Genomic DNA, 13,925 nt, shown 5'->3' with positions numbered 1-13,925 from the left:
TCAAGACCGTTCCCTACTTAGCGACTGCTCCTTCTGAGTACTTATTACCTGCATTCCACAGCAGAAACTCATCTATTCCGTTCTCCTCCAAAGCTTTAATCTGCTCTATGACCTGCTTGTCGCCATATTTAATATAACCCTTTACCCATGGAGCTGTAAAGTCTTGTATCCATGGTCTTATTATGGCAGGAGTCGTCATGTTTTTATTCCTTATAGCAGAATCTTTAGCAGAATTATATACTGTTTTGTATGGATCAGCATCCGGTACGGGTACGCCGTAGGTATTATTTGCATAATGGCTGGGATACATCATCGGGCATATATAGTCCACAATATTGCTCACCGCTTCCCAATATTGTCCTAAAGACATATCATCTTCTACAGAGCCTACAAGCCCATAGACATCTGCAGATATATATACTTTCTTGGGCGACAGCTGCTCCCTGGCATATTTTAAGTAATTCTGTATTGTGCCCGGCTTTGATTCTCCGCTTTCGTTTCTGTAATCAAGATGCTTGTCCAGCTTTCCTCCGTCAGAAGCCGGAAACCTCACATAGTCAAATTGAATCTCGTTGAAGCCTGCATCGGCAGCCTCCTTCGATACTTCCAGGTTATATTCCCAAAGAATCCTGTCATGAGGAGAAGCCCATATAAGCCCGTCCTTATTCATAAAAGGCTTTCCGGTATCCTTATATATTATTGCTTTGTCGGGGTTTTGGGTCGTATAGGTAGGGTCCTTGAAGGATACTATTCTGGCAATGGCATATATATTGTTGTCCTTCAGCTTTTTCATCAAGGCTTGTATATCCTTTACCGTTGCCTTTTCATTAGCCTTGGGACTGAACTTTTCCGCTGCCTTTGTAGGGAAGAGCATATATCCCTTATCATCCTTCACATCTATGACGAATGCATTTATATTTGTTCTTTTAGCCATTTCAATCAGGGAATCGATCCTTGCGTTTGAAGCAGAATATATGGTCACATACAATCCGCGGACCTTTACCCTGGGATTATTCTCGTATTCCTTTATCTTCTTTTGGGGAGTATAGTCCATATCCCGGAATTTCTCCCCTATAAGGCCTGTCCATTCTCTGGCTGCATTTTTAGAGCTTATCCAGCCGGTTACTTCTTTCCCTGATTCATCTTCATAAGTGACTTTATACCATGTTTCTTCCTTTTCATCCTTCTTTTCTTCAAGAAAGACCACCTGACTCCCTTTGGAAAGGCTGCCCAGGATTTTAGCATCTTTCACAATGTCCTCTCTGACATTGATCTTTCTTCCTGTGATAAATAGAGTGTTTTCTGCAAAGGTCATTGCGGCAATTTCTTCTTCAATAAATTCCGGTTCTTTGATTTCTTGGGGAGCTTGATTAGGGTTTTCTGAACCATTTTCTGATACGGCTGGCAGATTTTCTGGTTTTGTTCCTTCAGAGCAGCCGGTGATAGAGCCTACCAATAATAAAACAACGATTAGAAGAGATATTACTTTTTTCAATTCCATAGGGCACCTCTCATATTATATTATGCTAATTCATTATATCACATAATTCGACTGCTTTTGATGCTATTTTGTTTCAATTTATTTGTGAATTAATGACAGTAAAAAATCATATATATATAATGCGCTATAGAGCTATTCTCTGTGGTCTGGGCGTTGAAGCAAGGAATGGAAACCACTAAAAGACACTAAACTTACACGAAATGACACAGAAAGATTTTTTATAGGCAATATTATTGCAGGGATCACCATCTATTGGCTGTTTTACCACCCTTCAGTGTGAATCTGTGAAAGGTTCCGTGAAAATTCGTGTTCTCCGTAACCTATGACCCCAAAGGAATCCGCTAATACTAGAGACTAGCGGCTAGAGACCAGAGACATAAAAAATACTGCGTATTTTTTATATTTTGAGAAGGAGGTATCAATATGGCTTATTGCCCGCTGCGTCCATATATGGAATGCCCCATTACAATAAGAAGCAATAGCTTGAATGAAGCTGAAGCTATAGAAGAAAGGCAGGGGGGGTTTTCTTTCATAAGATTCCTCCATGCGTCTCCGAACACGCCCGCTGTTGACATTTACATCGACAACAAAAAGGCAGTGTCAAACCTATCATACGCAAGCATGGCAGGTTATGCAGCACTTCCTTCGACATATCATAAGATTGATGCCTATCCTATAGGGCAAAAGGGAGAGCCCCTGCTGCGATTTACTATAAGCCCTGTTAAGGGTAATTATCGTACTTTTGTGCTTGCAGGCTTATCTCCAAATATTCAGCACAGGACCTACATTGATTCGGGTGAAATTATACCCGGCAATGAAAGCCTCTTGCGCTTCGTTCACATATCGCCCAATGCTCCTGCGGCGGATGTGACTTTAGAGAAGGGAGAGGCATTATTCAGCGGGTTAACCTTTGGCAGAACAGAAAAGTATATAAGAATGGAGCCCGGCATATACAGCTTAAGAGTGCGGGCCGTAGGAACATCAAACGTAATATTGGGGTTATCCAGTGTTGCCTTATCAGGAGGCAGGGCATACACAATGTATGCCATAGGCACGCCGGGAGGCTCTCCGCCTCTTTCAGCAGTTATATTGTCGGATGGGAGAAGATAAAAACAGGCAGCATCATGGCTGCCTGTTTTTTAACCTGTTGAATATTATATAGGAATAAACCACCGGTATCAAAGAAGGAAGTATCAATATAATCAGAAATATCCAGCCCGGATTGAAATTCAACGCTGCCAGTACAGCTCCGATAAGTCCTCCGGCCGTCCACAGCTTTGCAGCCAGTCTGTGAGTTTTCGTCCATACTTCTTCATTAGCCAGTGTCCATGGGGTTTTTACTCCTACAAAGTAGTTGTGCTTAAGCCTTCCCATAACATTCCCCATAAGCATGAACAATAGCGATACACCCAGCATTACCAGCCTTCCTGTGTCAATCATGTATCCTAATGCAGCTGCAATTATCATTATATGCATACAAATAAAGAAGATATGAAAAAGATATCTGAAATATATATAGGTGCTTTCAAACAATTTATAATTCTCTTTTTTCGGGTCCAGCGCAGGAAGAAAAAGAAACATCACATACATGACCAGGTTAATAATAGGCATTATAAGAATGCCTGAGAGTTTGTTCGAATAACCGTCGATCTCCCCTCTGAAGTTCCAGTGTGTAGGTATCCTTTCAGGCAATTGGGGATAAAAGTAAAAGCTTATGGCAAAAGTTATGATGATCATTATTAAAAGCGGAAGCTCTCTTTTGATACTAAATTTATTCTTCATCTTTAAAACCTCCCTTTGCATCGGCTATATTAAAAAACCAATTAATGACCTCCTGAAAAACAGTGGTATTAAGGGAATAATATATATTTTGCCCTTTTCTTTCGTCTATTACAAGATGAGCTTGCTTTAAGATATTCAGATGATGTGATATGCTGGGTTTTGTCATATCAAACTGATCGGCTATCTCACCTGCAGTCATATCCCTTTCTTTAAGCATCTGTATTATCTTGCGTCTCGTCGGATCAGACAAGGCTTTAAAAGGCATATTGAGCAAAGACATTGACCACGCCTCCTCAAAGGGTTATATTAGACATTTATCTAAATATCTAATATAACTATATGCTTTAATTGCTGAATATGCAATAAAAACATGGAGTTTATTGCTGAACTCATACAGTGTGTTTCATATGCTTAATCATAGACTGCTTTGCAGTGGTGGGCATCTATGCTGTTCAGTATTCTTTCCTTAAGCTCTTCCCCGTTCTCAACCATGGATACAGGCACCTTTACGGCTTTATTGAAATTTACTTTTAAATCCTGTACCCTTCCTCCCTTTGATAATGCTTCCATTACCTCCTCATAGGACATTTTGGACTTTATGCCTCTTATCCTATGCCCGCCTCCCCACTTTTGCCTTATAAATATAAAGAGCAGTGACTTGCCCTCTCCTATATCGTGAACGGCGCAAAAAGCAGCTTGTGCAAGCTTGATCGTCTTCTGATTCAATGGTCTTCTGACAACCACTTTTTCATCATCTATTGATATACTCAGAATCATGCCCTGATAGGTCGGTATGCACATAAGAAGTAGACTTACCATAAAGAACCAGGGCAGAAATCCTCTGCTTGTAAAAAAGTATATTATTAAAATAAGTCCTATGAAGCTAAGCAGCGTTATTCCGGCCCATTTTAAAGTGCTTTTATATCCTTTGTATACTGTCATCCCAATCCACCTTTCACTCGTTTATGTAAGAAATTGCGAAGCAATTTTTTTCGGGTACGAGGTGCGTAGCCTAGGGGCACTTCTATGTGGTCTTGGTACGAGGTTCGAGTGTTATAGCAGAGCTCTGGGGTCTGACCCAAAAGGAATACCCTAACCCTCGTACCCCTTACCCCGTGCCTCGCAGCCATAAAAAATACTGCGTATTTTTTATTATACATGTATTAACAGAATTTTAACACTACTTTTATCCTATGTATAGAATTTTCATATTGATGGCCTTTTATCATGATATTTGCTATAATAATAAAGATTCTATTGAAAAATATACCTATGGTTTGGAGATTTTTTATGTATAATTTGAAATACAAGATATGGCTGGACAATGATGGAAAGGTTTTTGGCCAAGGTCCTTACGAGCTCCTTGTAAGGGTAAAGGAAAAGGGCTCCTTGTCGGAAGCTGCAAAATCGATGGACATGTCCTATAACAAAGCCTTTAACCTGATAAAGAATATTGAAGGCCGTCTGGGCTTCTCATTGATCAAGAGCAAAACAGGAGGCGTCGGAGGGGGATTTTCCCTGCTGACGGATGATGCCGAAAACCTTCTCCAAACCTATGCAAAATTTTATAAAGAATGCGAAGAAGCCTTGAATAATATTTTTAATAAATACTTCACTTAACATCGAGTAAATCTAGAGCTTTACTTTTTTCTTCATCTTCGTTATACTCGAATTAGTATTACGGTTAGTAAGGGAGCTGATTTTATGAAAAAAACTATTGTTTGGATTTTGACTATTATCTCTTTATTCAGTTTTACTGCTTGCAGCAAGCCTGCCGAGCCTGTGAAGCCCTCCGAGCCGATAGAGCTTAATATTTCTGCCGCAGCAAGCCTTAAGGATGCACTGATGGAAATGCAGCCTGAATATGAAAAAAGCAATAATATTAAGCTTATATTGAATTTTGCGGCTTCGGGAACTCTTCAAAAGCAGATAGAGGAAGGCGCTCCTTCGGATGTATTCATATCCGCCGGTAAAAAACAGGTGGATGCTTTGGAGGAAAAGGGACTCATAGTAAAAGAAAGCCGGAAGGATCTTCTCGGCAATAGTTTGGTTCTCATCGTCGCTGAAGAAGCAAAGGATAAAATACTTAAAATCGAGGATATTGGTAAAGCAGAGACAGGCAAGATAAGTATAGGCGCTCCGGAAAGCGTGCCTGCAGGAAGCTATGCCAAAGAAAGCCTGGAGAGCCTAAACATGTGGAAAGACATTGAACCCAAGCTTGTGCTTGCAAAAGATGTAAGACAGGTGCTTACATATGTTGAAACCGGTGAAGTCGATGCGGGCATCGTTTATTCCTCTGATGCTGCATTATTAAAAAAGGGAGCTATCGTTGGAGCATTCCCTGCTGATTCCCATAAGCCCATCGTATATCCCGCAGCATTGATAAATGAAAGCAAGCAAAAAGAAGCTGCAAAGAATTTTTTAGACTTCTTGTCCAGCGACAAAGCTGCTGAGACCTTCAGCAAATACGGCTTCGAAGTTTTAAAATAATAAGGTGAAGATATGATACTAAAGCCTATGCTTCTTTCTCTCAAGATAGCATCAATAGCGACAATATTCTCTCTGATTATAGGAGTATATCTGGCAAAGGTTATGACGAAGAAGGACTTCCCCGGCAAGAATGCGGCGGAAGTCCTCATAACTCTTCCTATGGTCTTGCCTCCCTCTGTCACAGGATATATACTTCTCATTTTGTTTGGCCGCAGGGGCATAATAGGAAGCTGGCTCTACTCTATGGGCATCTCTCTGGTTTTTTCATGGACAGGGGCTGTCATGGCTGCCTGTATAGTATCTCTGCCTCTCATGTATCAAAGCGTCAAGGCCTCCCTTATCAATGTTGATCCCGTCTTTCAAAAAGCAGCGAGAACTTTGGGGGCTTCCGAGAGCAGGATATTTTGGACTGTCACCCTGCCTCTTGCCTGGCCTGGAATCGTCAGCGGCGTAGCCTTGACTTTTGCTCGCTCTCTGGGTGAGTTTGGGGCCACTCTTATGATAGCAGGCAATATACCGGGCAAGACCCAAACCATACCTCTGGCCATATATTTTGCCTCAGACTCAGGAGATATGGTCACTGCCAATATATTGGTCGGAATAATGACAGCTTTCAGCTTTATTTTGATTTACTCCCTGAATAGCTGGCTGAAGAAGAAAAACTTTCATAGCATAGGGTGATGGATATGGTCGATATTAAAATTTATAAGAAAATGGATTATTTCACTATTGATATAGATATAAGCTTTGAAGGAGGCATTTTAGTCATTCAAGGCGAATCCGGAGCAGGAAAGACCACTTTGCTGGATTGCATCGCAGGACTCAAAAGCCCCGATATGGGAAGCATATCTATAGGAGACAGGATTTTATATTCATCAGAGAAGAGCATAAATCTTCCGGTCAAGGATAGAAATATAGGTTATCTATTTCAGAGCTATGCGCTCTTTCCTCATATGAGCGTAATGGATAATGTGCTCTACGGCTTAAAAAGCAGAAAAATCAAAGATTTTTCTTACGCTGAGAAAGTTCTTGATTCATTCGGAATACATCATATTAAAGACAAGCTTCCCTCTAATATCTCAGGAGGGGAAAAGCAAAGAACTGCCTTAGCCAGGGCCATAGCAACCAGGCCCGCACTTTTGCTCCTGGATGAGCCGTTTTCAGCTTTGGATAGGGATACAAAAGCTTCGGTCTATGAGGAATTTGTGAGCTTCAAAGAAAACTTCCATATGGATACAATATTGATAACCCACGATGAAAAGGAAGCAAAGCTCTTAGGCGACAGGATAATCCATCTCAAAGACGGCAAAGTAATAGGCTAGAAACAATGGCGTTTCCTGTCATTCTCAAGGCGCAAAGCGCCTGAAGCATCTTAAACAAGATCCTTCAGGCAAAGCCTTCAGGATGACAACTAAGCTCATGTAAGTTACATATAGTTTTTTTATTCATATCTGAGTGCTTCTATGGGATCAAGCTTTGCTGCTTTTTTCGCCGGGTATATTCCGAAGAATATTCCCACTGCCGAGGAGAATCCGAAGGCAGCAAGTATCACCGACGGCGAAACACCTATGGATACATTTATAAGCTTGCCCGCAATGATTCCGGCACTGATGCCGAGGCTCATTCCCAGGGTGCCTCCGATCAGACATAATATGAGGGACTCGGTGAGAAACTGAAGCATAATATCTTTATTTTTAGCGCCTAAGGCTTTCCTTATCCCTATCTCCCTGGTCCTTTCCGTTACCGATACAAGCATGATGTTCATAACCCCTATGCCTCCTACCAGCAGAGATATTCCTGCTATAGCCCCTATTACACCAGTAAATATATTCATTACATTGTTCACCATGTCAATCTCCTTGAAGCCCTCTTCTGCCATATATTTATCTTTATTGCGATGGAGCTGCTCCAGGAGTCTTATGATTTTTGCAGATATTTCCTTGGATTTTGACATATCTGTCACCATTGCCGCCAGCATTGTTATATCAGTGTTTGTGAATATCTTATCGGCAATAGTGACCGGTAGGTATCCTATACCCGGATAGTTGTCGCCGAACATGGTAGCCAGGTTGCCTGCAGGATTCTTGCACACTCCTATTATCACTGGGCTTATATCCTTGTCCATGTTTGTTATCCTCAGCTTTTCTCCGATGACATCCAACTTTCCGAAGAATTTTATGGCAGTAAGATCGTCGATGACTATTACGCTTCTATTGGTCTCTACATCCCTCTCGTTAATAAAGCGGCCTTCCAGCATTTCCAGATTTGACAGCTTTATATAGCTTTCATCTACCGCCCCAAGACCCGCTTCCTTTTTTATCTTATCTGTTCTGAAGTATCCAAAGCCTTCTATGCCCACTATGACATCGGTTACTTCAGGTATCTTTTCCTCTATGGCACTTTTGTCTTTGAGGGTAAAGTAGTCTCTGCTTTCAATATCATTATCTTTGGGCTTTATCTTTATGTTTATCATATTCATACCGATTTTCTCAAATTGCCCGGTTATGGCCTTTTTCCCTCCTTCACCCAAGGATACTATCGTGATTACAGAGGATATGCCTATTATTATACCGAGCATAGTCAGAAAGGATCTCATCTTATTGGCCTTGACGCTATATAGAGCTGATTTGAAGCTCTCCATAAAGTTCATCTTGCAGCAACCCCTTTACGAAATATAAGAATTATGCTACATAGTCCAAGGTTACGGAGAACACGGATTCTTTCACAGATTCACACTGAAGGGATTTTTATAAAATGATGGCAACGAAGCCGCATTTTATAGCCATTACAGTTGGGAATGGCTTTTATCACGTTATATATAATATGCTTCGCATGATTGAACCCATTCCGTGTCTTTCAGTGGTTTCCGTTCCCTATTCTCTTATGTCGCAATCTATATATTATACTACATAAAGCTTCATTAAGTCTGATCCTTCTTCTTTTTTACCACCTTCAGCCGGAAAAATTCTTCTCTTTCCTTTTCTTCCAGCACCTCGGATATCACCTTTACTATTTCCTTGTATTTAGGTATCTGGATGTTCTGAAGTGCATTGGCCCTTTTGGTAGTTCGCTTCACTTCCATAGCCAGCTTATATACGGAGTCCTCCACCTCAGAAAGCTCATATATGAGGTATTTCAATTCCTGAAACTTCTTTAACGCCACATCCAGGGCGGAGTTGGTGTGATAAAAGCTGTAGAAGTGATTCAGGCTTTTTCTTTCAAATTTTACTTCCGGTATTTCAACACCCATTATGCTTCTGGTTATAATATCAAAGCCTGCGGTCTCAGGTATGGATTGGGCGATTTCCCCTATGCTGCTTATACCCATGGTTATATTGGCAACCTGCAATGCTTCGTAGGCTTCCTTAAATATTTCGCCCATTTTTTGCTGAATTCCCTCAGCCCTGTCTATGAAGCCCATCATGTTCATAACCAGAACATTTCTCTTTTTATCCAGCAGCTCGAACCCCTTTAAAGATAATTCAAGGGAGTATTGGGCTGCCATCAGGTTACTCTTGGTAAAAGCAATATTACTTTCCATTGCGAGCCTCCATATATTTATCTATATACTCAGGCTTTACCCTGTTGAGCTCAGATTTGGGAAGTATTTTTAAAAGCTCCCACATGAGATCCAGAGTTCTTTCAAGATTTCTGTTTTCGTCATAGCCTTGCTTTACAAACCGTCTTTCAAACTGTTTGCCGAATTCCAGGTATTTTTTGTCCGTATCCGAAAGCTCTTCTTCTCCTATTACCTGAGCCAGCGACCTTATATCCTGCACCCTGGAATAGGCTGAAAATACCTGATTCGCCACATCAGGATGGTCCTCTCTGGTGTAGCCTTCGCCTATTCCGTCCTTCATAAGCCTCGAAAGGCTGGGAAGCACGTTTACAGGAGGATAGATATCCCTTTGGTACAAGTCTCTTGAGAGTATTATCTGGCCTTCCGTGATGTAGCCTGTCAAATCCGGTACAGGATGGGTTATATCATCATTGGGCATGGTAAGAATGGGTATCTGGGTTATGCTGCCTTTTTTGCCCTTCATCATGCCAGCTCGTTCATATAGTGTAGCCAGGTCCGAATAAAGATAGCCCGGATAGCCCTTTCTGGAAGGAACCTCTTCCCTTGATGCGGATATTTCCCTCAAGGCTTCGCAGTAGCTTGTGATATTGGTCATTATGACCAAAACATGCATATTTTCTTCAAAGGCCAGGTATTCTGCTGCGGTCAAAGCGCATCTGGGCGTGGTAATCCTCTCTATTATAGGGTCATCTGCCAGGTTTGCATACATGACCACTTTTTTAAGAACTCCCGATTGCTGGAAGCTTTTTCTGAAAAATTCTGCTTCCCCATGCTTAATGCCCATGGCAGCAAATACTACTGCAAAATTATCCTCCTGGCTTTCGGTTATCTTTGCCTGCCTTACGATTTGTGCCGCCAGTTCGTTATGAGGCAAACCATCCCCCGAAAATATAGGCAGCTTCTGACCTCTTATGAGAGTTGTCAGTCCGTCTATCGTAGATATTCCGGTTTGGATAAAGTTTCTGGGATAAAATCTGGCAACGGGATTCATCGGGCGCCCGTGTATATCATACTTCTTCCCCAAGTACAGAGGAGCACCGTCTGTGGGCTCTCCGATCCCATTGAATGTTCTTCCCAATACCTCTTTGGATAGGGATATCTCAAGGGGCTTTCCTGCAAAAGATACTTTGGTATTATTCAAGGATACTCCTGTAGTGCCCTCGAATACCTGGATTATTACTTTATCTCTGTTTATTTGAACCACTTTGCCCTTTTTAGGACTTTGTCCTTCTACTTCTATTTCCACCATTTCATCATATGCCGCATCCCTAACCCCTTCTAAAATTATGAGAGGGCCTTCCACTTTGCTTATCTTAAGATATTTCATTTTCATGTTTTTTCCCTCCCTTGTCATACTGGGAAATCAGCAGACTGAAATAGGAGTCTATCTGCTTTATATAATTGCCGAATACTTCCTCATCACCTTCAGGAGTATTGTATTTCATGGATACTATGTCATAAAAAAGCTTTTCGTCTTTGACCTTGCTTATAGGAATGCCCGCTTTCACTGCTGCCAGAGCTTTTTCATAGAGGCGGTCTATGACCTTAAGCATATCGTATTGCTTTTTCAAGGATACATTGGCATCTTCCTTGTGATAGGCATTTTGCTGCAGATATCCTGTCTTGATGACCTTGGAGATTTCCAGTATGAGCCTCTGATCATCGGGAAGTATGTCTTCCCCCACCAGCTTTACTATCTCCATCAGCTTATGCTCCTCCCTGAGCAAGCCCAGCATCTTGGCCCTAAGCTCCAGCATTTCGTCAGAGACATTATCCCTGTACCAATCCCGTAGGTCTGCAATATAGCCCGTATAGGAATTGATCCAGTTGATGGCAGGATAATGCCTTGAATAAGCCAATGCTTTATCCAAAGCCAGAAAGGTTCCTACTACCCTCTTGGTGTTTTGAGTCACCGGCTCGGAAAAGTCTCCCCCTGCAGGCGATACTGCTCCTATTATGGTTATGGAGCCCTCCTGTCCGGATAAGGCTTTCACATCTCCGGCCCTTTCATAAAACTGGGCAAGCCTGGATGGAAGGTATGCCGGATAGCCTTCCTCTGCAGGCATCTCCTCAAGCCTTCCGGATATTTCTCTCAAGGCCTCCGCCCATCTGGAGGTAGAATCCGCCATGATGGCTATATTATAGCCCATGTCCCTGTAATATTCTGCAATGGTTATGCCTGTATATATGGAGGCTTCACGAGCCGCCACAGGCATGTTGGAGGTATTGGCTATGAGTACAGTCCTATTCATCAAAGGCTCACCGCTGCGGGGGTCGCTGAGCTTGGGAAAATCCTCCAAAACCTCTGTCATCTCGTTTCCTCTTTCACCGCAGCCGATGTATACGATGATATCCGCATCGCTCCATTTTGCCAACTGATGCTGAGTTATGGTCTTCCCTGTGCCGAATCCGCCCGGTATAGCTGCCGTACCGCCCTTGGCAAGAGGGAAAAATGTATCGATAACCCTTTGCCCCGTCACCAGCAGTTTCTCTATGGGGTTTCTTTTGAATACCGGTCTTGGCTCTCTTACCGGCCATTCCTGATACATTTTGACCTCATGCTTATTGACTCCGTCATCCAACATCAAAAGTACATGCTCTAAATCATATTCGCCGTCTTTTTCGACAAAGGCTGCTGTCCCTTCCATATTCGGAGGCACCATAAGCTTATGGGTCACTGTAGTGCTCTCCTGCACCTCTCCGAATATAGTTCCCGGCTTCAACTTGTCTCCGGCAGCCACGGTAATTTTAACCTTCCATATCTTATCCAGGCTGATGGAGGCCAATCCCAAGCCTTCGGGTATGTAGTTCGTTCCTTTGTCATATATGTCCAAAAGGGGCCTTTCTATGCCGTCAAAAATATTGCCGATTATACCCGGCCCCAGTTTTACCGAAAGAGGCTTCCCTGTGGAATATACAGCTTCTCCCGCCTTCAATCCGGCAGTCTCCTCATAAACCTGTATGGTTGCATTTCCGCTATCTATGGATATGATCTCCCCTATAAGCTTTTTCTCTCCTGCCAGAACCATTTCCCTCATCTTGAAGCTTTCCATGTTCTCTGCCTTGACCACGGGTCCGTTGACTAATGTTATACTCCCCACGCTGCTCATGCTTTCAACACCTCATCCAGTTTTTCATAGAGCATCCTGCCCATATATTCCTTGCCTTCGTCTATTAGCGTTTTGATGCTGAAATCCGCTAAAACACCGCTCTTCTTATCCTCCAATGTAAATCCGCCGATTATATCCGTGCTGCTTTCGATAAGCTCAATACTTTTGTTATTCCTCAATCTTTCTATATTTTCTTTGATAAAGGAGCCAAGCTCATCCATATCTCTTTTTGAGAAGCTGAATAATAGCTCTTTCCCGTCCATCATGTGGAAAGCCTTCTCTATGTTATTGCTCAAAAAAGTCTTATATCCATCTGTTTTTATGAATTCCCTGCTCCAATCCCTTAAGGAGCTTAGCAAATCGCTTAGCAAAGCCTCTCTTTTCCTCATTATTTGGTAATCCGCTTCGCTTTGAACCTGTGCTATGATGGATTTTCTCTTAGCCTCAGCTCTGCTTTCCCCGTCTTCAACAATGGCTCTTTTTCGCTCTTCAAATTCATTTTTCTTTTCTTCTTTCTTTTCTTCCATGGCTTCAATCAGTTTACTTCTTTTCTCGGACCAGTCCTCTTCTATATGTTCAAACAATATTTTTTTAAACAGTTCCAATTTTCCTTCTACGGTTACTGCCATAATATCAGACTCCTCAAATCTTTAATCCTATAGATTCTTTTATGCTTCGGGTTATATAATCCTTTTCCCTCCTAAAGCCATGCCGATCCGGTATCACAGTGACTATGGGCATCTTGGGATCGAGCTTTATATCTTTAATCTCCGGTCCCATCTTTTCCATCAAAGATTCTGTAACCAATATTATACCTATGTCAGGATCATCGCAGGCTTTCTTCAGTTCCTCCAGTGCTTCGTCCCTTTCATGAGCTACTGTGCCTTTTATCCCGGCCAGTCTGAAACCCGTCAAGGTATCCGCATTATCACTGATAAGATGCATTTTCATAAAAACACCTTCTATATCCTGCCGAGTATCATGATGGACACTATGAGTCCGTATATAGCTATACCTTCTGCCAAGCCCACGAATATCAGAGTTTTACCCAGTATCCCCGGATCTTCGGATACTGCGCCCAGAGCTGAAGAGCCTACGGCACCTACCGCATATCCGGCTCCGATGGTGGCCAGGCCCGTTGATACAGCGGCAGCTATGAAACCAAGGCCTGACGCCGAGCCGTCTGATGCGGCAGCAAATGCTACCCTGGGGGCTAATACGAACAGAAACAAAGCGATCAAAGATATATAAGAGCCCAAACTGAACTTGAGTATTTTCTTAATCTTTCCTCCATCGGCATTTTCCTTTGATTTCAAAAGGATAACACCGCATCCGATAGTCATCAGCACGATGAAAAGAGCTATAGCAACAATAGTATACATGATTCATCCTCCTTATTATTAGAGCTCAGGTTTTAGAGCTCAGATCTCAGGGTAGACGGACAGAGGTCTAACTTCCTTAT

At 42.3% G+C, this 13,925-nt stretch carries 16 protein-coding genes; 5 read left to right on the top strand and 11 right to left on the bottom strand.

Translation table 11 applies throughout. The features are described 5' to 3' along the window. Positions 1-13: 13 nt before the first annotated feature. Positions 14-1,501, bottom strand: a complete 1,488-nt coding sequence (locus AC4HCY_RS04640) for a putative glycoside hydrolase (protein WP_491095485.1) — start codon at positions 1,499-1,501, stop codon at positions 14-16. A gap of 423 nt (positions 1,502-1,924) precedes the next feature. Between AC4HCY_RS04640 and AC4HCY_RS04635 the strand changes: the two genes are divergently transcribed. Further along, positions 1,925-2,611 carry a DUF4397 domain-containing protein gene (locus AC4HCY_RS04635; protein ID WP_323431008.1) on the top strand — a complete coding sequence of 229 codons (687 nt, stop codon included), beginning with the start codon at positions 1,925-1,927 and terminating at the stop codon, positions 2,609-2,611. A gap of 12 nt (positions 2,612-2,623) precedes the next feature. Here the strand turns inward: AC4HCY_RS04635 and AC4HCY_RS04630 are convergent, their stop codons facing one another. From AC4HCY_RS04630 to AC4HCY_RS04620, 3 genes are all read right to left on the bottom strand, one after another. Beyond that, entirely contained in the window at positions 2,624-3,283 is a 660-nt protein-coding gene (locus tag AC4HCY_RS04630) for an SdpI family protein (RefSeq protein WP_491095484.1), read from the bottom strand. After that, complete coding sequence (locus tag AC4HCY_RS04625) at positions 3,273-3,563, bottom strand: autorepressor SdpR family transcription factor (protein ID WP_323431010.1); 291 nt, start codon at positions 3,561-3,563, stop codon at positions 3,273-3,275. The genes AC4HCY_RS04630 and AC4HCY_RS04625 overlap by 11 nt, the downstream gene beginning before the upstream one ends. Positions 3,564-3,694: 131 nt before the next feature. Next, positions 3,695-4,225: a hypothetical protein gene (locus AC4HCY_RS04620; RefSeq protein WP_323431011.1), complete on the bottom strand. Its 531-nt coding sequence runs from the start codon at positions 4,223-4,225 to the stop codon at positions 3,695-3,697. Positions 4,226-4,573: 348 nt separating this feature from the next. Between AC4HCY_RS04620 and AC4HCY_RS04615 the strand changes: the two genes are divergently transcribed. The 4 genes from AC4HCY_RS04615 (at position 4,574) to AC4HCY_RS04600 (ending at position 7,095) form a co-directional block, all read left to right on the top strand. Continuing rightward, positions 4,574-4,903 (top strand): winged helix-turn-helix domain-containing protein, encoded by a 330-nt coding sequence (locus AC4HCY_RS04615; protein WP_323431012.1) that lies wholly within the window; start codon positions 4,574-4,576, stop codon positions 4,901-4,903. A gap of 84 nt (positions 4,904-4,987) precedes the next feature. Next, positions 4,988-5,773 carry a molybdate ABC transporter substrate-binding protein gene (modA, locus tag AC4HCY_RS04610; RefSeq protein WP_323431013.1) on the top strand — a complete coding sequence of 262 codons (786 nt, stop codon included), beginning with the start codon at positions 4,988-4,990 and terminating at the stop codon, positions 5,771-5,773. A 12-nt stretch (positions 5,774-5,785) separates the two neighbouring features. Beyond that, entirely contained in the window at positions 5,786-6,454 is a 669-nt protein-coding gene (modB, locus tag AC4HCY_RS04605) for a molybdate ABC transporter permease subunit (RefSeq protein WP_323431014.1), read from the top strand. A gap of 5 nt (positions 6,455-6,459) precedes the next feature. Next, positions 6,460-7,095, top strand: coding sequence for an ATP-binding cassette domain-containing protein (locus AC4HCY_RS04600; protein ID WP_323431015.1), 636 nt, complete (start codon positions 6,460-6,462; stop codon positions 7,093-7,095). 119 nt (positions 7,096-7,214) lie between these two features. On the opposite strand, the gene AC4HCY_RS04595 is transcribed toward AC4HCY_RS04600, so the two are convergent. The 7 genes from AC4HCY_RS04595 to AC4HCY_RS04565 form a co-directional block, all read right to left on the bottom strand. Next, positions 7,215-8,423, bottom strand: coding sequence for an ABC transporter permease (locus AC4HCY_RS04595; RefSeq protein WP_491095483.1), 1,209 nt, complete (start codon positions 8,421-8,423; stop codon positions 7,215-7,217). Positions 8,424-8,693: 270 nt separating this feature from the next. Next, the gene (locus AC4HCY_RS04590; RefSeq protein WP_491095482.1) at positions 8,694-9,314 is read right to left on the bottom strand and encodes a V-type ATP synthase subunit D; all 621 of its coding nucleotides are present in this window, start codon (positions 9,312-9,314) and stop codon (positions 8,694-8,696) included. Further along, positions 9,304-10,686, bottom strand: a complete 1,383-nt coding sequence (locus AC4HCY_RS04585; protein WP_323431018.1) for a V-type ATP synthase subunit B — start codon at positions 10,684-10,686, stop codon at positions 9,304-9,306. The genes AC4HCY_RS04590 and AC4HCY_RS04585 overlap by 11 nt, the downstream gene beginning before the upstream one ends. Then, the gene (locus tag AC4HCY_RS04580; protein WP_491095481.1) at positions 10,667-12,463 is read right to left on the bottom strand and encodes a V-type ATP synthase subunit A; all 1,797 of its coding nucleotides are present in this window, start codon (positions 12,461-12,463) and stop codon (positions 10,667-10,669) included. The genes AC4HCY_RS04585 and AC4HCY_RS04580 overlap by 20 nt, the downstream gene beginning before the upstream one ends. Further along, entirely contained in the window at positions 12,460-13,092 is a 633-nt protein-coding gene (locus AC4HCY_RS04575) for a V-type ATP synthase subunit E (RefSeq protein WP_491095480.1), read from the bottom strand. Before AC4HCY_RS04575 ends, AC4HCY_RS04580 begins: the two co-directional genes overlap by 4 nt. 13 nt (positions 13,093-13,105) lie before the next feature. Then, a complete protein-coding gene (locus AC4HCY_RS04570; protein ID WP_323431021.1) occupies positions 13,106-13,414 on the bottom strand; it encodes a V-type ATP synthase subunit F in 309 nt (102 codons plus the stop codon). A gap of 11 nt (positions 13,415-13,425) precedes the next feature. Further along, entirely contained in the window at positions 13,426-13,845 is a 420-nt protein-coding gene (locus tag AC4HCY_RS04565) for an ATP synthase subunit C (RefSeq protein WP_323431022.1), read from the bottom strand. Between the last annotated feature and the right edge of the window lie 80 nt (positions 13,846-13,925).

The organism is Lutispora sp. QWL-02 (assembly GCF_058315355.1).
The sequence above is the reverse complement of the archived record's forward strand: the minus strand, read 5'-3'. Positions and strand labels throughout refer to the sequence as shown.